15 protein-coding genes are annotated in these 17,223 nt (G+C 70.6%); 5 read left to right on the forward strand and 10 right to left on the reverse strand.

Translation table 11 applies throughout. From position 1 onward, the window contains the following. Nucleotides 1–14 precede the first annotated feature (14 nt). From F0U63_RS09290 to F0U63_RS09310, 5 genes are all read right to left on the reverse strand, one after another. Complete coding sequence (locus F0U63_RS09290) at nucleotides 15–1,538, reverse strand: sensor histidine kinase (RefSeq protein ID WP_395845533.1); 1,524 nt, start codon at nucleotides 1,536–1,538, stop codon at nucleotides 15–17. Between the two features lie 81 nt (nucleotides 1,539–1,619). Continuing rightward, nucleotides 1,620–3,845: a peptidase domain-containing ABC transporter gene (locus F0U63_RS09295; protein ID WP_395845534.1), complete on the reverse strand. Its 2,226-nt coding sequence runs from the start codon at nucleotides 3,843–3,845 to the stop codon at nucleotides 1,620–1,622. Next, the gene (locus tag F0U63_RS09300; RefSeq protein ID WP_395845535.1) at nucleotides 3,832–4,833 is read right to left on the reverse strand and encodes an efflux RND transporter periplasmic adaptor subunit; all 1,002 of its coding nucleotides are present in this window, start codon (nucleotides 4,831–4,833) and stop codon (nucleotides 3,832–3,834) included. The genes F0U63_RS09295 and F0U63_RS09300 overlap by 14 nt, the downstream gene beginning before the upstream one ends. A 48-nt stretch (nucleotides 4,834–4,881) precedes the next feature. Beyond that, complete coding sequence (locus tag F0U63_RS09305; RefSeq protein ID WP_395845536.1) at nucleotides 4,882–5,832, reverse strand: efflux RND transporter periplasmic adaptor subunit; 951 nt, start codon at nucleotides 5,830–5,832, stop codon at nucleotides 4,882–4,884. Between the two features lie 95 nt (nucleotides 5,833–5,927). After that, nucleotides 5,928–6,509, reverse strand: a complete 582-nt coding sequence (locus F0U63_RS09310; protein ID WP_395845537.1) for a hypothetical protein — start codon at nucleotides 6,507–6,509, stop codon at nucleotides 5,928–5,930. Between the two features lie 208 nt (nucleotides 6,510–6,717). Here F0U63_RS09310 and F0U63_RS09315 point away from each other — a divergent pair, with 208 nt between their 5' ends. From F0U63_RS09315 to F0U63_RS09325, 3 genes are read left to right on the forward strand one after another with little or no spacing between them, the layout of a single operon-like run. Further along, a complete protein-coding gene (locus F0U63_RS09315) occupies nucleotides 6,718–7,719 on the forward strand; it encodes an NAD(P)H-dependent glycerol-3-phosphate dehydrogenase (RefSeq protein WP_395845538.1) in 1,002 nt (333 codons plus the stop codon). Nucleotides 7,720–7,728: 9 nt separating this feature from the next. After that, nucleotides 7,729–9,771: an alkaline phosphatase family protein gene (locus tag F0U63_RS09320; protein WP_395845539.1), complete on the forward strand. Its 2,043-nt coding sequence runs from the start codon at nucleotides 7,729–7,731 to the stop codon at nucleotides 9,769–9,771. Beyond that, nucleotides 9,768–10,454 carry a hypothetical protein gene (locus F0U63_RS09325; protein ID WP_395845540.1) on the forward strand — a complete coding sequence of 229 codons (687 nt, stop codon included), beginning with the start codon at nucleotides 9,768–9,770 and terminating at the stop codon, nucleotides 10,452–10,454. Before F0U63_RS09320 ends, F0U63_RS09325 begins: the two co-directional genes overlap by 4 nt. A gap of 22 nt (nucleotides 10,455–10,476) precedes the next feature. Here F0U63_RS09325 and F0U63_RS09330 read toward each other — a convergent pair whose 3' ends face one another. Together F0U63_RS09330 and F0U63_RS09335 are read right to left on the reverse strand one after the other, a co-directional pair. After that, on the reverse strand, nucleotides 10,477–11,406 hold the full coding sequence (locus tag F0U63_RS09330) for an NADP-dependent oxidoreductase (RefSeq protein ID WP_395845541.1): 930 nt from the start codon (nucleotides 11,404–11,406) through the stop codon (nucleotides 10,477–10,479). After that, nucleotides 11,403–11,885: an ester cyclase gene (locus tag F0U63_RS09335; RefSeq protein WP_395845542.1), complete on the reverse strand. Its 483-nt coding sequence runs from the start codon at nucleotides 11,883–11,885 to the stop codon at nucleotides 11,403–11,405. The genes F0U63_RS09330 and F0U63_RS09335 overlap by 4 nt, the downstream gene beginning before the upstream one ends. Before the next feature lie 96 nt (nucleotides 11,886–11,981). Between F0U63_RS09335 and F0U63_RS09340 the strand changes: the two genes are divergently transcribed. Continuing rightward, nucleotides 11,982–12,953 carry a LysR family transcriptional regulator gene (locus F0U63_RS09340; RefSeq protein WP_395845543.1) on the forward strand — a complete coding sequence of 324 codons (972 nt, stop codon included), beginning with the start codon at nucleotides 11,982–11,984 and terminating at the stop codon, nucleotides 12,951–12,953. Here F0U63_RS09340 and F0U63_RS09345 read toward each other — a convergent pair. Then, the gene (locus F0U63_RS09345) at nucleotides 12,947–13,381 is read right to left on the reverse strand and encodes a hypothetical protein (RefSeq protein ID WP_395845544.1); all 435 of its coding nucleotides are present in this window, start codon (nucleotides 13,379–13,381) and stop codon (nucleotides 12,947–12,949) included. The genes F0U63_RS09340 and F0U63_RS09345 overlap by 7 nt on opposite strands. A gap of 58 nt (nucleotides 13,382–13,439) precedes the next feature. Next, nucleotides 13,440–15,092: a GTPase HflX gene (gene hflX / locus F0U63_RS09350; protein WP_395845545.1), complete on the reverse strand. Its 1,653-nt coding sequence runs from the start codon at nucleotides 15,090–15,092 to the stop codon at nucleotides 13,440–13,442. 169 nt (nucleotides 15,093–15,261) lie between these two features. Between hflX and proB the strand changes: the two genes are divergently transcribed. After that, a complete protein-coding gene (gene proB, locus F0U63_RS09355; protein ID WP_395845546.1) occupies nucleotides 15,262–16,389 on the forward strand; it encodes a glutamate 5-kinase in 1,128 nt (375 codons plus the stop codon). Nucleotides 16,390–16,425: 36 nt separating this feature from the next. Here the strand turns inward: proB and F0U63_RS09360 are convergent, their stop codons facing one another. Next, nucleotides 16,426–16,902 (reverse strand): hypothetical protein, encoded by a 477-nt coding sequence (locus F0U63_RS09360; protein ID WP_395845547.1) that lies wholly within the window; start codon nucleotides 16,900–16,902, stop codon nucleotides 16,426–16,428. Nucleotides 16,903–17,223 lie beyond the last annotated feature (321 nt).

Raw genomic sequence — 17,223 nt, forward strand, 5'->3', positions numbered from 1 at the left:
CCTGTCCGCGTCACTCAGACCTTCTCCACGGGGAGCTGGATGGTGAAGCGGCTGCCCTTGCCCAGCTCGCTCTTGAGGGTGATGTAGCCGCCGTGCGCCTCCACGATGCGCCGGGCGATGGCGAGCCCCAGCCCACTGCCCTCGGTGCGGCGGGTGAGCAGGTTGTCCACCCGGTAGAAGCGCTCGAAGATGCGCCGGTGGTCCCTCCGGGCGATGCCCACGCCATGGTCCTCCACCGTCAGGTCCACCCACTTCCGGCTCGCCTTCACGGAGAGATGGATGCGCTTGTCCTCCCGGCTGTACTTGTAGGCGTTCTGCAAGAGGTTGAGCAGGGCGCCGGAGATGGCGCTCCGGTCCACGTGCACCGGCGTCGCCGTGTCGGGCATCTCCACGGACAGCTGCACGTCTCCCTCCAGGTGCTGGGCGCGGAAGGCGGACACGGCGGTGTCCACCACCACGGACACGGGAACCGTCTCCGGGTGGTACTCCTTGCGGCCACTCTCGATGCGCGACCAGTCGAGCACGCGCTCGATGAGCGTGCTCAAGCGCTCCGTCTCCTGGGTGAGCAGCCGCAGCACCTCCTGCGTCTGTGCCTCGTCCCGCACGCGGCCGAGCGCGAGCGTCTCGATGAACATGCGGATGGAGGTGACGGGGGTGCGCAGCTCGTGGCTCACCAGCGACACGAAGTCCGTCTTCATGCGCGACAGCCGCGCCTCGCGGTAGAGCACCCGGCCCGTGTAGACGACGCCGAAGGTGAGCGTGAGGTAGAAGAGCGCCAGCAATATCCCGTACACCAGCCGGTTGCGCGTGGAGGCCCGCGCCACGGGATCCTCCCCCGTGGGCACCACGCCCAGACGGAAGTCCTGCAGGGGCAGGGGCAGGGTGCGCTCGGCGAGCACCTGGGGCCCGAGCGCGTTGGCGCGCGCCTGGGCCACCTCCGAGGCGAGCCTGCCCATGAGGCCCTCGCCCCCGGGCTCCTGGCGCGCGAGCAGCACGAAGCGCACGGGCTCTCCGGACGTCAACTGGGCCTCGGCCTGCTCGGCGAGCAGTGACTCCACCGCCTCCTGCGAGACGCGCGCGCCGTGCACCACCGGGCCGTCGCGCTCGGCGGCGATGAGCGTGGCGTGGCCTCCCACCATGAGCGAGAAGAGCGAGGTGCCCGGGGGGAAGTCCTCGGACGACGACTCCACCGCCGTCAGGGCCGCGGCGAGCTCCTGATCGCTCGTGCGCACCTGCTTGCCCTCCAGTTGGAACGAGTCCCGGGTGGACAGGCGGCGCCCCTGGGTGTCCACCAGCCACATCTGGCCGTTGACCTGCTTGAAGCTCGCGGCGCGCAGCACCGCGGGCAGCTCCTCCGCCAGCGCGCTCAGCGTGCCCTGCCACGCGGCCTGGAGCCGTTTCTCCACGGCGGCGCGCTCGTTGATGATGGCCACCACCCCGAAGCCGGACAGCCCGGCCGAGGGCAGCACCACCAGGACGATGAGCAGCGCGAAGGTGCGCCGGAAGCTGAGGATGATGGGAGGCGGGTGGGTGGCCACGGCTCTCCTCTCTACCTCCCCCCGGGGCGGGACGCTCGTGGGCGCCGAGGTGTGTGGCGGTGTCTCACCCGCCGCGGGGGTTCACGCGGCGCGGTCCGAGGAGTCGAGCTGGGCCCGGACGAGGGCGGTGTAGAGGCCGCCGCGCGCGAGCAGCTCCGCGTGGGTGCCCGACTCCACGAGCTGGCCGCCGTCCATCACCAGGATGAGGTCCGCGTTCATCACGGTGCTCAGCCGGTGGGCGATGACGATGCGCGTGCAGCGCAGCCCCGCGAGTGCGTCCTGCACCTTGCGCTCGGTGAGGGCGTCCAGCGCGCTGGTGGCCTCGTCGAGCAGCAGCACGGCGGGCTTGCGCACCAGGGCTCGCGCGAGCGAGAGGCGCTGGCGCTGGCCACCGGAGAGCGCCGCGCCCCGGTCCATCATGGGCGTCTCGTAGCGCATGGGCATGGCCATGATGTCCTCGTGCACCTGCGCGGCGCGGGCGGCTTCCTCCACCGCCGCCAGCGGCACCTCGGGGTCGAGCATGGCGATGTTGGCGCGCACGCTGGCGCTGAAGAAGGCCGCGTCCTGCAGCACCACGCCCATCCGCGAGCGCACCGCCTGCAAGTCCAGGGTGGCCAGGTCCACGCCGTCGTAGAGCAGCCGTCCGGTGGTGGGGGGGTAGAGGCCAATGAGCAGGTTGGCCAGGGTGGACTTGCCCGCGCCGGAGCGGCCCACGATGGCGACGAACTGCCCGGGGGCGATGCGCACCGACAGCTCCTTGACCACCAGGGGAGCCATGGGGCCGTAGCGGAAAGACACCCCCTCCAGCGCGATGCCGCCGCGCGGCACGTGCGAGGCGCGCGGCTGGGAGGCGCTCTGCTCTGGAGGCGCGTCGAGCACGTCGTCCAGCCGGGTGATGTAGCTGCCCAGCAGTTGCAACTGGTTGGCCGTCGCCACCAGGTTGGCCAGGGGGGAGAGCAATCCGAGGGCGAGCGCGTTGAGACTCAGCATGGTGCCCAGGGTGGTGTCGCCCTCGAGCACCCGCCAGGTGCCCACGCACAACAACACCAGGGGCGAGGCCAGCCGCAGCGTGCCATTGAGCGAGTCCACCCAGGCCGACAGGTGGCCGCGCTGCAGGCTCACGTTGAGCACGCGCACCAGCAGGCTCGCGTAGTGCTGCACCGCCCGGTGCTCGGCGCCATAGGCCTTGAGCGACTGGATGCCGGTGAGCAGCTCCACCTGGTAGCCCTGGCTCCGCGCTTCCATCTCCAGGCCGCGCGCCATCAGCTCGCCCTGCGGCTTGCGCGAGAGCACGAAGATGAGCACCTGCGCGCTCGCCAGTCCCAGCACCAGCAGCCCGAGGGGGGGACTCGCGATGAAGAGGATCACCAGATAGATGAGCACCAGTGAGCCGTCGAGGATGCCGGAGATGGCGGAGGAGGAGAGGATTTCGCGCACGGCGGTGTTGGTGTTCATGCGCGCGAGCAGGTCGCCCGAGGAGCGCACCTGGAAGAAGGCGTAGGAGAGGCTGACCAGGTGCTCGAGGAAACCCAGCGACAGGCTGGAGTCGATGCGCGTGCGCAGCTCCACCAGGAGGTGGCCGCGGATGAGCGAGGCCATCAGGTTGAAGACGGTGAGGGTGGCCAGTCCCAGGCTCAACACGAGCAGCAGGTGCTGGTCTCCCCGTGGCACCACCCGGTCCACCACCAGCCCGGTGAGGGCGGGAATGGCCAGCGCGAAGAGCTGCAACATGAACGAGACGACGAGGACGCGGGAGAGCGAGTCCGACTGCCGGAGAATCTCCTTCACGTAGCGCGACGTGCGCCGGGGGCCCGCCTTGCTCGTCTCGAAGTCGTCCCCGGGCTCAAGCAGCAGCGCGACGCCGGTGAAGGCCCGGAGGAACTCCTCCATCGGGAGCCGTTGCCGGCCGAGCGCCGGATCCACGATGTCCACGCCGTGCCTGCCCAGCCGCTCGAAGACGACGAAGTGCGAGAAGCGCCAGTGCAGGATGGCGCCGGTGGGCAGATATTCCAGCGAGTCCTCGTCCAGCGAGACGCCGTGGCCGCGCAGGCCGAAGCGGCGCGCGGCCTGGAGCAGTTGCTGGGCGGAGAGGCCATCGCGCTGTGGGCCCAGCAGGTCGCGCACCTCCTCCAGGCGCATGGCGCGGCCATGGTAGTTGAGCACCATGGCGAGGCACGCCGCGCCGCACTCGGTGGCCGCGAGCTGCCGCACCTCGGGCACGCGGCGCTCGCGCAGCCGTGCCTGCAACTCGCGCAGCGCCGGGAAGCGGTCGAGCAGGCCATTGGGCTTGGGTTCAGTCGGTGTCATCGCTCCACAGCACCTTGAGCCCGGGGACGAGCATCACCAGGATGCTCTCCGCGCGCAGCCGGGCCTCGGCCCGGGCCGTCATTCCATCCACGTAGTTGAAGGTCTGTCCGTCCCGGCGGAAGGTCGACGCGGGCAGTCGCGCGCGCACCAGCACCTGGGGACCGTCGAGGGGCAGCGCGTCGGCGATCTCCCGGCCCAGATAGCGGCGCGTCTCGGCGGGGCCGACAATCTGGTCGCTCACGTAGTCGATGACCAGCTCGCGGTACTCGTACGGGAAGCCCTCCAGTTCCACCCGGAGCGGCTTGCCGGGCCGCAGGAAGGGGCGGCTGCTGCCCGGCAACAGCGCGACGAGCGAGGCGTGGGCGTCCTCGTCCAGGAGCGAGGCGACACTCTCGCCGGGCTGGACGTACTGGGCGGGCCGCACCCTCAAGTCGTTGACCACGCCCGCGCGCGCGGCGCGGATGGTGCGCGCCTCCTGGCGGGCCTGGGCCTGCTCGCGCTCGGCGCGCAGGGTGGTGAGGACCTGGCGCGCGGCCTGATCACCCGGGTCGCGCAGGACGCGGGCGAGCTGCAACTCGAATTCGCGCTCGATGCGCTCCAGGGCCGTGCGCTCCTCCCGGGCCTGGAGTCGCACCAGCACCTGGCCGGCGGCGACGCGCTGTCCGGGCTCGACCTCCACGGAGGTGACCAGCCCGGCCACGTCCACGGTGACTTCCGATTTGCCCTCCACGCGCACCACGGCGGGCCCGGTGGCGTATTCGTCGACGGTGCCCAGGGCGCAGAAGAGCAGCCCCACCGTCACCACCAGCAGCAGGATCCAATAGGTCCACCGGGACCACTCCGGCGACAGGCGCAACAGCTCGCTGTCCACACGGGGGTTGGCGTGCTCCTGGAGGGCTTGTTGCCGGTAGATGCTGCCGGGCGGAGTGGGCGTCGGAGACGGCGCGGACGTCGCCGGGGCGTCTCGTCCGGAACTGCTCTCATCCACGAGCGTGTCCTCCCTTCGCGCGGTCGCGCCCTGGCCTCGTGCCGGAGCTCATGGCGTCTCCGGCGTGGCGAGCGCCGCGCGTTCACCCCAGGGGCCGAGCCGCACGCGCACCACGATGCCGGCGGGCACCTCGGCTCCCGGGGGGACGTCCAGGCGGGCCAGGGCGATGATCATCCGCGATGCGGAGTCCACCTCGGGGGAGACGTTCTCCACCTGGCCCGTGAGGGAGGGGCCTTCCCGGGGGAGGCGGACCTGGATGGGCGTGCCCGGAGCGACGCCGTGGAACTCGTCCTCGGGGATGGCGAAGCGCACCCGCAGGCCGCCCGCGCCGAGCAGGCGCAGGATGGGGCGCGAGGGCGACGTCTGGGCACCGGGGTCGAGATAGCGCTCGGCGATGACGCCATCGAAGGGGGCCTTGATGACGGCGTCCGAGATGCGCTGTTGGATCTGCTCCACGCGGGCGAGCTGCTCCTGCACCTGGGCCTGGGCGGACTGGAGCCGGGCGGCGGCGCTCTTCTCCTGGAAGCCCGCGGCGGCGAGCTCCTCTTCGGGCATGGCCTGGAGGCTGACCAGCTTCGGGTGGGCATAGCGCTGGGTGCGGTCGCGCGCCTCGCTCAAGGCCACCTGGGCCAGTTGCTCCTGGGCCCGGGCCGTCTGGAGGGCCGCCTGGGCGATGGCGAGCTCCTTGCGCAGGGGGTGGAGCTCCAGCCGGACGAGGGGCGCTCCGGCCTGGACGCGCGCGCCCACCTGCACCTCGATGGCCTCCACCTGCCCTTCGCTCCTGGAGACGATCTCCACGGAGGCACTCGGGATGATGACGCCCAGGAAGTCTCCTCGGGGACCCAGCTCGGCCGCTCGCGGGGCGGCCCGAGCGGACCCGGACGCGGACGCGGGGGCCACCGCCGCCTGGCCCGGGCTGGTCATCGCGTGGCGCAAGGCCGCGGCTCCGCCCAGCAGCACGGCGAGCAGCACCAGGCAGGCGACGAGGGGGCGAGGCATGGGCGCATCATAGCGTCCGGACCTGCCCTTCTGGAGGTCAGGTGGACTCCTGCCGATCGAGCAACCGGGCGAGCCTCGTCCGTCCGCGACGCGGCTCAGGGCGTGCCCGCGTCCGGTGGGGAGGCCTCGAGGGGGAGCGCGTCCGGAGTGGAGGCATCGGGGTGGGCGGTCGCGAGGAGCTCGGGGGTGGTGGCGAAGAGGGTGGCGCGGGCGATGTCGATCGCGCGCTCCTTGTCGGCCCCCAGCCAGGTGACGATGATGCCGCAGGGCGTATCGTCGTCCCAGGTGGACACCTGGAGCATGCCCGGCACGGGTTCCCGGCGGGCCGCGGCCCGGCCCATGGCGGGGATCTCGGTGCCGCCCGCGCGCAGGGTGGGCGTCAAGAGGGCCTGGACGTCCTCGCCCTCGAAGTGCTTGCGGCAGTCGTAGGCGATGGAGAGGGTGACGTCCTTCTGTTCGGCCGAGCGGAAGGTGCACAGCGGCCCGCAGGTGGGGCAGGGGCGTGACTGCTGGAGGGTGAAGCCGGGCAGGGTGTCGCGCACCTCGGGGGCGACGAGCCGCTCGCACGAGAGATCATTGGCGGGCGGCGGCGCGTCCGCCGGGCCCGCGTTGCGCGAGCGGCAGGCGCCCAGCGCCAGTGCCAGCACCATCACTCCCACGCCCCGGCCTGCCCTCATCCCGAAGTTCCTCCTGACCGGGTGCATACCCGGGGACGCGGCGAGGGTATAGATCGACCCGACCCCCTGCTGGCCATGGGGAAGTGAGGACCTGCCCGATGCAGGACGCTGGCCGCCCCCCTTCCGGGAAAGCCCGTTTCCCGGAAGGGGGGTGGGTCCTCTAAGCTGCGCCTCCCCTTCATTCTCATTCCCTGGGAGAAGCGACTCCATGCGCGCCAGTGTCATTGGTTCCGGCTCTTTTGGTACGGCTCTCGCCAACGTGCTCGCGGTGAATTGTGAGCACGTGGGCCTGTGGGGGCGGGACGCCGCGCTGGCCGAGTCCATCAACACCCGGCACGAGAACGCGACCTACCTGCCCGGCATCCCCATCTCCCCGCGGGTGCGGGCCACGACGCAGCTCGCCGAGGCGCTGGAGGGCGCGGAGCTGGTGGTGCTCGCCACCCCGAGCCATGCCACGCGCCAGGTGATGGCCCAGGCGCTGCCGTCGCTGCCCCGGCACGTGCCCCTGGTGACGGTGGCGAAGGGAATCGAGAACGAGACGCTCCTGACGATGACGGAGCTGTTGGAGGACTGCCTGCCGGAGGAGTACCACCCGTACATCGCGGTGCTCTCGGGCCCGAGCTTCGCCAAGGAGCTGGCCCAGCGCATGCCCACGGTGGTCACCATCGCGGCGCCCTGGGACAAGGTGGCCCTGCGCTGCCAGAAGGCGCTGCAGACGGAGACGTTCCGCTCCTACACCTCCAGCGACGTGGTGGGCGTGCAGTATGGCGGGGCGCTCAAGAACGTCATCGCCATCGCCGCGGGGATCGCGGATGGGCTGGGCATGGGGCACAACGCGCGCGCGGGCATCATCACCCGGGGCCTCGCGGAGATCACCCGGCTGGCGGTGCGCAAGGGGGGCAATCCCCTGACGCTCTCGGGCCTGTCGGGCATGGGAGACCTGGTGCTCACGTGCACGGGCGAGCTGAGCCGCAACCGGCACGTGGGCATGGAGCTGGGGCGGGGCCGCTCGCTCCAGGAGATTCTGGGGGACATGAAGCAGGTGGCCGAGGGCGTGAAGACGGCCCGGAGCGCGAGGGATCTGGCGCGCAAGGTGGGGGTGGAGCTGCCCATCTGCGAGCAGGTATATGCCATCGCCTACGAGGGCAAGAGTGCCCGGGCGGCGGTGGTGGAACTGATGACGCGCCAGCCGAAGAACGAGCTGGTCTAGGGGGCGGACATGCACCAACGCGATGGGAAGAAGGGGTGGAAGGGATTTCTCGTGCTCACGGCGGTGGCGGGAACCGTCACGGGAGGATGCAAGGGGCATGAGCCGCCCGCGCCGCCGGCGCCCGCCGCGCGCCACCGGATGATCGTCTTCGTCTGGGACGGGCTGCGGCCGGACTTCATCAATCCCCAGGACACGCCGAACGTGCATGCGTTGAGGACGCGGGGCGTGTGGTTCAGCGACAACCACTCGACCTATCCGACCTTCACGTTGATCAACGGCGCGACGTTCGCGACGGGCGCCTTTCCGGGGGCCACGGGCTTCAATGGCAACTTCGCCTATGCGCCGAGCGCCTCGGGGCAGAACGCGAGCGGAGTGGAGACGAACTTCCGCCGGCCCGTCGCGGTGGATGACTGGAGGCTGCTGGACAACCTGGCGGCCTATTATGACCAGACCTTCCACGAGCCCCTGCTCAACGCGAAGACGCTCTTCTCGGCGGCGCGGGCCGCGGGCCTGGTGACGGCGAGCGTGGGCAAGAGCGGACCGGCCTACCTCCAGGACTCGTCGCGCGAGGGGCTCATCATCGACGAGAACACGGTCTGGCCGCTCGAGTCCGCGAAGGACTTGCAGCAGCGCGGCTTTCCCCTGCCGGCGAGCACGCCGAACATGTATCCGGCGGGAAGCCTCACCTTGACGGCGGACAACGGCACGCCGACGGGCGCGAGCGCGTTCGTGTACTTCTCCGACGGCAAGACGCCGGATCCGTCCAATCAGGGAGGCGGCCGCAACATCACGCAGAACAGGAACCTGACGAAGTACTTCACCGAGTACGTGCTGCCCGTGCACTCGCCGGACCTGGCGCTCATCTGGCTGCGCACGGTGGATGCCACGGAACATGACTATGGACCGGGCTCGGCCAACGCCCTGCTGGCCCTGCGCGCGCAGGACGAGTTCCTCGGCCGGATCCTCGCCCAGCTCGAGGCGCAGCAGCAGCTCGACTCGACGAACATCCTCATCGCCTCGGACCATGCGCACTCGACGGTGTCGGGGCCGCTGTCGCTCTTTCCCCTGCGGGGCGTCGAGCCGGATCCGGGGACGGGCAAGAACAAGGTGGGTGGGGTGAGTGACACCGGCTACTCGGTGTCCGGCTACGTGCGCAGCGCGGATCTGCTGACCCAGGCGGGCTTCCACGCGTATGACGGAGGCGGGTGCGACCTGTCGCCGGTGCTCAGCGGCATTCGCGCGGATGGCACGCCCGTGTATCCGGTCCAGACGGACGCGTCGGGCTCGAAGTGCGGCACGCCGGGCGCGAAGTACACGACGCCCGCCTACGCGGTGCCCGCGACGCTGCCGCAGGACGCCATCATCATCGCCGCGCCGGGGGGCTCGGATCAGTTCTACATCCCGAGCCGAGACCCGGCGCTGGTGCGCCGGCTGGTGACCTTCCTGCAGAGCCGCGAGGAATACGGCGCCATCTTCGTGGACACGCGCTACGGGAGCATCCCCGGCACGTTCCCCGCCACGGACGTGAACATCCAGAACGCCTCCGGGCGCAGTCCGGACGTGACGGTGAGCTTCAGCTGGGATGACACGGCGGTGGTGGGTGGCAAGCCGGGCATCGAGTTCAACTCGTATGCGCCGTACCGGGGCATGCACGGCAGCTTCAGCCCGGTGGACGTGCACAACACGCTCGTCGCGGCGGGGCCGGACTTCAAGCAGGGCTATACGGACACCCTGCCGAGCGGCAACGTGGACGTGGCGCCCACCGTGGCCCATCTGCTCGGGCTGCCGCTGCCCACGGCCCAGGGCCGCGTGCTGTACGAGGCGCTCGCCACGGGCGGGGTGCCGGAGACGCGCTACACGAGCACCCCGGTGGAGGTGAACACGTCCCCCGTGAGCGGGCTGTCGTTCCAACTGCCGACGGATCCCTCGGGCGCGGCGCGCGACACCGCGCTCACGGGCGACTACTCGGCCACGTTGCACCTCAAGCGCCTCTCGGATGCCGACGGCAAGACGTACACCTACTTCGACTTCGCCCGGGTGACGCGGCGGTGAGGGGAGCCGCGCTCGGGCTCGCGGTCGTCCTGCTGTCTGGCCCGGACGGGACCGGGGCACTCGCGGCTCCCCCCGCGAGGGCCGCGGCCTTGACCTGGGAGCGCGTGTTTGGCGCACCCGCCACGAAGCCAGACGTGTACCTGCGGGCGAAGGTCCATGATGGCAACGGGCCCGCGCGGTCGTTCGAGTTGTGGCGCGAGGGGGAGCGGCGCCTCAAGCGCGTGGACGGGGATGGCCTGGAGCTCCGGGTCGAGGACGAGGGCCGTCCGGGCACCCCCGCGTATGTCTTCACGGTGGTGGATCGCCGGGCCGGGACGCTGCGCCGGTTGCCGGCGGAGCGGGCCGGGCGTCTGGGTCCGGCGTTCACCTGGTGGACGCAGGCGCACCTGTTGAGCCTGCCGGGTCCACGCTACACGCTCCAGCGTGTGCCCGGTCCGGGCGCGCGGTGGGGCGGTGCCCGGTGCGAGTGGTACCTGTTCACGCCGGAGGGGCAGCCCGGCACGCGGGTCTGCTGGTCGCGGGAGTTCGCCGTCCCATTGCGGATCGACGAGCAGCGGGGCGCGGAGTGGTGGACGCGGCTCTCCGTGGAATCCATTGGCCCCATTCCCCCGGAGAAGCGGGACTGGGGGCTGGACGCGGCGGGGCTGCGGGAACTGGCGCTTCCCGAACCGGACGAGGACTAGCGAGGCGTCTCGGTTCGCGCCCTCAGTCTGGCTTGAGGATGATCTTCCCGCGTGCCCGGCCCGAGGCCTGATGGCGAAGCGCGGTAGCCACCTCCGCGAGCGGGAGTTTCCGGTCCACGAGGACCTCGAGCGAGCCGGCGTCGCAGAGTCCGGAGATCAGGCCGAGTCGCGTGGCATCGGTGGAGTGGCTCATGCGGGAGGCCGACACCGCGTGCTTCTTCGCCAGCGCCTCATCCACCGGAGTGGTGATGCTGACGAGAACGCCGCCCGCGCGCAGGACGGGGAAGGAGCGCTGCTGGGTCTCCCCGCCGACCGTGTCGAGCACGACGTCGACGCCGGACAGCTTCGCGGCGAAGTCCTCCGTCCGGTAATCGAGCACCTGGTCCGCGCCGAGCCGCCGCACGAGTTCCACATTGGGGCCCGACGCCGTGGCGATGGTCCGGGCGCCCGCGAGCCTGGCGAGCTGCACCGCGAAGCTGCCGACTCCACCCGCGCCGGCGTGGATCAGCACCGTCTGCCCGCGCTTGAGGTGGGCGACTTCGAACAGGGCCTGCCAGGCGGTACCGGCCGCGGTGGGCAGGCCGGCTGCTTCATCCAGTGTCAGGCGGGTTGGAGCGGCGGCCACCTGCGTCGCCGGAACGACGGCATATCGCGCGAATGCGCCCCCGCGCACCGGAGCCGGGCGCGCGATGACCCGGTCGCCCTTGCGCCAGCGCGCCGCGAGCGGGCCCGCGCCTTCGACCGTACCGGCCAGATCGATGCCGAGCGTGTACGGGAAGGACAGGGGAAAGACCTCGCGCCGCTTGCCGCTCAGGAGCAGGACATCGAGCGGGTTGAGGCTGGCCGCCTCGACGCGGATCAGCACCTCGTCGGGTCCGAACTCCGGCGTGGGGATGTCCTCGAGGACCACGTTCCCGAGGTCTCCATATCCATGAATCTGGGCGGCCTTCATGACGCGGCCTCCGACGAGGAGGTGGCGCGGGCGGGCCAGGCACCGACCTGGTTCAGCATTCCGAACCAATCCTCGAGATGCCAGGTGTGGGTGATCCGGCCGTTCTCGAGGTGGTGGAACTCGTGGAGGGAGACGTGGATGGCCTTGCCGGTGGGCGCGATGCCGAACCATTCCCCCTGGTGCGTGCCGGTGATGAGGGCGCGCACGGCGGCCCGGCCCGGCGCTCCAATGATTTCCTCGAGGGTGATCTGGATATCGGGAAACGCCGCGATGAAGCCCCGGATGATGGGTTTGAGCCCCTCGGGTCCCGGGCCTTGACCCGGCGCCAGCGGGATGTCCTTCCAATCCCTGGTCACGGCCTCGTCGAGAAGATCCGGATTCTTCTCGCTGAAGGCGCGGTAGAGTGTCTCGATGGCGCGCTGCTCGGTGGCCGTCAGCCCTGTCACCTGGGGCGGCGCCGCGTCTTTTTCTCTCTTCATGATGCTTGTCCTTGCCTCGTGGCTGGGTTCGGGACGTGCCCGACGAAGACAAGATAGGTGTGGCCAGACCATTATTGAAATCGATTGATGATATGTGTGAGCATCCACGGCATGGATTTGCACGGCATCGATCTCAACCTGCTCGTCGCGTTCGACGCGCTCATGGCCGAGCGCAGCGTCACCCGGGCCGGGACGCGGATTGGAAGGACCCAGCCGGCGATGAGCGCCGCCTTGTCACGGCTGCGCGCGCTCTTGCGCGACGAACTCTTCGTGCGCGGCCCCAGCGGACTCCAGCCGACGCCCCGGGCACTCGAGCTGGCCGAGCCGCTCTCGCGCGCCCTGGCGCAGATCCAGCGCACGTTGGAGTTCACCCAGGTCTTCGAGCCGGCCTCGTCGACGGGGACGTTCACGATCGGTCTGCAGGAGCACCCCGCGTTCGTCCTGCTCCCTCGCCTGGTGTCGGCCTTGCGCGAGGTGGCGCCCCTCATCACGTTGCACGTGCGGGGCTTCACGGCACGGGACGACGCGATCGGCATGTTGGATGCCGGCGAGGCCGACGTGGCCATCGGGGTGCCGCCGGCATCGACCGACCGGATTCTCACGCGTCCCTTGTTCGAGGAGCGCTTCGTCTGCGTGCTGCGCAAGGATCATCCGGCGGGCCGCCGACCGCTCGACCTCGAGGGCTTCCTCGCGCTGTCGCACCTGCTGGTGTCGCCCGAGAACGAGCGCTTTGGCCACGTGGACGCGGCACTGGCGAAGCGTGGCCTGAAGCGCCGGCTCGGGCTGACCTTGCCGCAGATGTACGCGGCGCCGAAGCTCGTGGCCTCTTCGGACATGATCGCCACGCTGATGGAGGGGGTGGTCGAGGCCTCGGGCATGGCGGATGCGCTTCGCGTCCTATCTCCGCCGATAGAGTTGGCCCCCGCGGCCTTTGTCCTGTCCTGGCACCGGCGCAATGAGGGCCATCCCGCGCAGCGCTGGTTCCGCGACTGCATCGCGGCCCAGGTTCTGGAGCAGCAGGAGGGCCGACGAGGCCGGAAGGGCTCCTCGCGGGCGAGGACTCAGTAGCGCTTCTTGCCGCCGACGCCCTTCACGCACCACACCGTCTGGTGCTTGGTGGTGTGATGAGACAGCAGCAGTCCTTCCTGCTCCATCTGGCTGAGCAGCCGCACGAGCTTGCCGCGCTCCAGCCCCGTGGATTCCACCAGCAAGGGGGTCTCCAGGCCGGCGGGGAAGCGGCGCAGCTCCTCGATGATGAGCTTCTTGAACTCGGCCTTCACGGCGCCATCCATCTCCTGGGCCCGGGAGGCCTGGAGGATGGCCAGCGACACCAGTCCCAGCACGAGGATGGCCAGGGCGGGGTAGATGATGTGGCTGTTGCGCTCGAGCAGCTCGAAGTAGTTCGGGTCCACCGACGAGGCGGGCCCGTCCGGGCGCGGCTCGAGGCCCGGAATCTGGATTTCTGCCAGGAGGATGAGGGCGGGGGGTAGGGACACGGCCCCGGGACTGTAGAGGCACCCGGGGCCGCCCGCAACCTCACCGCCCGTCACCGCCCTACATCACACCCAGGCTCTGCGAGGCGCCCTCGGCGAAGAGGGTGGTGTCCGCCTTGGCCAGCAGCGAGGCCAGGCCCTCGCGGCGCGCGGCGCTGATGGCCACGCCTCCGCGCGAGCGCAGCAGGGCCTCCACGTCGTCGGGCGCCAGCAGCTCCGCCTTGTTCCACACCATGAGGCGGGGCTTCTGCATCAGGTCGAGCGACTCGAGGATGTTCTCCACCGCCTCCACCTGCTCGTCGCGTGAGGGATCGTTGGCGTCCACCACGTGCAGCAAGAGGTCCGCGTCGTACAACTCCTCCAGCGTGGCGCGGAAGGCGGCGACGAGATCCTTGGGCAGGTCGCGGATGAAACCCACCGTGTCGGTGATGATGACCTCGCGCTCCTGGGGGAAGCGCAGCCGGCGGCTGGTGGGATCCAACGTGGCGAACAGCTTGTTCTCCGCGAGGACTTCCGAGCCGGTGATGGCGTTGAGCAGCGTGGACTTGCCCGCGTTGGTGTAGCCCACGATGGAGATGATGGGCAGGTCGCGCCGGTTGCGCTGGGCCCGCCGCACCTCGCGCTCGCGCGACAGCGTGTCGATGCGCTTCTCCAGGTGGTTGATGCGATCGCGCGCGCGGCGGCGATCGATCTCGAGCTTCGTTTCACCCGGGCCGCGTCCCCCGATGCCACCGGCGAGCCGGCTGAGCGAGGTGTCGCTCTGCACGAGCCGGGGCAGGCGGTACTTGAGCTGGGCGAGCTCCACCTGGAGCTTACCCTCGGCGCTCTGCGCCCGCTGGGCGAAGATGTCGAGGATGAGCTGGCTGCGGTCGATGACCTTGAGGCTGGTGGCCTCGCTGATGTGGCGCCCCTGCGAGGGGGTGAGGTCCTTGTCGAAGATGAGCACGTCGGCCATGGCCTGCATGGAGCGCAGGTTGAGCTCCTCGAGCTTGCCCCGGCCGATGAGGTAGCGCGGGTCGGCCTCGCGGCGCATCTGCAGCACGCTGTCGAGCACCTCGACGCCGGCGGTGCGCGCCAGCTCCTTGAGCTCGGAGAGGCTGGCCTCGGCGGCGGCGCGGTTGCCATCCAGGCACACGGCCACGAGCAGGGCCTTGTCGCGGCCGGACACGGCGCGCGCGGCGGCCTTGCGGCTGAGCTCCTCCTCCAGGGCCTCCAGGGTGTCGAGCACGTCGGGCTGGCCGTCGTGGACATCCGGCAGCTTGGAGACGTTCCAGAACTCACCCGTGCCGTTCTCGGGCACCAGGTGGGCGTAGTGCAGCACGCCGGGCAGACCGTCGTGGCCCACGCCGATGGCGGCCACCATGTCCAGGCGCAAGAGCGCGAGGTCCGTCAGGTCGTCCTTGGTGAGCGGCTCGCTCTTGAGGTGGGTGTGCACGAGGCGCAGGCCACGCAGACGCACCTGTCCGGCACGGGCACGGCCGATGTCCGGCAGTTCCAGCTTGTGGGCATTGCCCACCACCACGTGTTCGATTTCCCCCTTCCGGTTGAGCAGGACGCCCACCTGGCGGTTGGTCTCCCTCGACAGCTCGGTGAGGTGACGGGCCAGCTCGGGGGAGACGATCTCATGGGGCGACACGCGGCGCCGATAGGTGTTGCGCAGCCGGCTCTGCTCGCTCGCCTTGAGGCCCAGGGTGTTGCCGTAGATTTCCTTCAAAAGTGTTCTTCTCCCGCGCGGAGGGAAGGGCGCCCGCGCCTCGCCGTCGGAACTGAGGTGAACCAAGCATAAGGGCCTGCCTGACGGGTTTCATCCCCCCGAGGTGCCCAAATCACCGACCTGTGACAACACGCATCCCTGACGCGAACTTCCGTCGTACCCTGCGCGTGTGAACCTTTCCGGACGAGACGCGGTGCGCGCCGCTCGGCGCGTGGTGGTGAAGATCGGCACCAATGCCCTCACCCATGCGACGGGGCGCTTCAACCGGGCCCACTTCGACGCGCTGAGCGAGGATCTGCTCTGGGCAGCCCAGGGCCGGGAGCTGGTGGTGGTGTCCAGCGGCGCCATCGCCCTGGGCGTGGAGCGGCTGGGGCTGCCCGCGCGCCCCAAGGACATTCCCGGCAAGCAGGCCTGCGCGGCGGTGGGGCAGAGCCGCCTCATGCGGGCCTACGAGGAGGCGTTCGACCGGGCCAACCGCCGCGTGGCGCAGCTCCTCCTCACCCATGGGGACGTGCAGGACCGGCGGCGCTACCTCAACGTGAAGCACGCGCTGGAGCGCCTCCTGGAGGCCCAGGTGGTGCCCATCATCAACGAGAACGACACCGTGTCCGTGGACGAGCTCAAGTTCGGCGACAACGACACGCTGGCGGGCCTCGTCGCGGGCGGCGTGGAGGCCGACGCCCTCATCATCCTGTCCGACGTGGAGGGGCTCTTCACCGCGGACCCGCGCAAGAACCCGGACGCCCGGATGCTTCCCCAGGTGGATGCCGTCACGCCCGAGCTGCTCGCGCTCGCGGGGGGCTCGGGCAGCCAGGTGGGCACCGGCGGCATGACCACCAAGGTTCGCGCCGCCGCCCGCGCCGCCGAGTCGGGCGTGCGCTGCGTCATCACCTCGGGCGCCGTGCCGGGCCGCCTGCGCGCGGTGCTGTCGGGCGAGCCCGTGGGCACCCTCTTCGAGAGCTCCGGCAGCCGGCGCAGCGCGCGCACCGCGTGGATCGCCCATGCCCTCAAGCCCAAGGGCCGGCTGCTCGTGGACGCCGGGGCGCGCGAGGCCGTCACCGCCGGCAAGCGCAGCCTGCTGCCCTCGGGCATCCGCTCGGTGGAGGGGGACTTCGGCCGGGGAGATCCGGTGGATCTCGTGGACGCCCAGGGGGAGGTGTTCGCCCGGGGCCTGAGCGCCTACGACGACGGGGAGCTGCGGCGCATCGCGGGGCTCAAGAGCTCCAACATCGAGTCCGTGCTCGGCTACCGCTACCTCGACGAGGCCGTGCACCGCGACGACCTCGCCGTCCTCTGAGGCGCCGCCCGCCGCTGGGGCGCGCCCGGCGGGCGATCAGATGGTGAGGCCGGAGTCGGACGCCTCGGAGTCGCGCGTCAGGTCCATCAGCGCCCGGAACTCGGGCGAGTCCACCTTCATGAGGAGCAGCGACACTTCCAGGTCGCCCGGCCAGCGGCCGAGCTGCACCCGGCGCTCCTGGCCGTGCAGCAGCGACAGCTCCGAGTGGCCCTTGAGCTCCGGCAGGGCCAGGTCCAGCTCCAGGTGGAACGCCTTGCCCTCGGCGGTGGGGGTGAGCACCAGGCGGTAGTCGGGCTGCTGGGCGCCGGGCTTGCGCCGCTCGGCGCGCACCGTGCGGCCCGTCTCTCCCAGCAGCTTGGGCTGGGCCACGAGCCGTCCCTCTCGCCGTACCTCCAGCGCGAAGTAGAGCGGCTCGGCCTCTGCCTCGCGGGGCAGGGCCGTGAGCGCGACACTCGCCCACCCCACCAGCACCAGTGCGAGCCAGGCCTTCTTGATGAGGGTGGAGCGCGTCATGTTGAATCCTTTTCGAGCGGCACGCCTCGTCTGGGCGCTTGGACCTCCGCCAGACGAGCACGCCCCGGCCGGCTGCGTGCGCGGTCGATTCTAAGGAATATCCTGGCGGCTCGCCATTCGCGACCTCTTCCCCCTGGCTCGCTCCCCTGCTGCCCGGGTCGGTGTCCCTCTTGCAAGGGCACACCTGATTTTTCGTTCAGTAAAAAGCTGTCCAGGGCCCCTGGCGCCGAGTAGATCCACGGGAGGCGGGCAACGGCGGCGGGCATCCGTCCGTCTCCGGGCGTCCTTGCCTTGACCCGGCGTGAGCCTTTTGCGCATTGT

The sequence above is a fragment of the Cystobacter fuscus genome (assembly GCF_044360685.1).
In the GTDB taxonomy this organism is placed as follows: domain Bacteria; phylum Myxococcota; class Myxococcia; order Myxococcales; family Myxococcaceae; genus Cystobacter; species Cystobacter fuscus_C.

Coding starts and splice junctions, on each gene's coding strand:
- F0U63_RS09295 (WP_395845534.1), bottom strand. CDS start 3,845: ATGACACCGACTGAACCCAAGCCCAATGGCCTGCTCGACCGCTTCCCG.
- F0U63_RS09305 (WP_395845536.1), bottom strand. CDS start 5,832: ATGCCTCGCCCCCTCGTCGCCTGCCTGGTGCTGCTCGCCGTGCTGCTG.
- F0U63_RS09310 (WP_395845537.1), bottom strand. CDS start 6,509: ATGAGGGCAGGCCGGGGCGTGGGAGTGATGGTGCTGGCACTGGCGCTG.
- F0U63_RS09315 (WP_395845538.1), top strand. CDS start 6,718: ATGCGCGCCAGTGTCATTGGTTCCGGCTCTTTTGGTACGGCTCTCGCC.
- F0U63_RS09320 (WP_395845539.1), top strand. CDS start 7,729: ATGCACCAACGCGATGGGAAGAAGGGGTGGAAGGGATTTCTCGTGCTC.
- F0U63_RS09330 (WP_395845541.1), bottom strand. CDS start 11,406: ATGAAGGCCGCCCAGATTCATGGATATGGAGACCTCGGGAACGTGGTC.
- F0U63_RS09335 (WP_395845542.1), bottom strand. CDS start 11,885: ATGAAGAGAGAAAAAGACGCGGCGCCGCCCCAGGTGACAGGGCTGACG.
- F0U63_RS09360 (WP_395845547.1), bottom strand. CDS start 16,902: ATGACGCGCTCCACCCTCATCAAGAAGGCCTGGCTCGCACTGGTGCTG.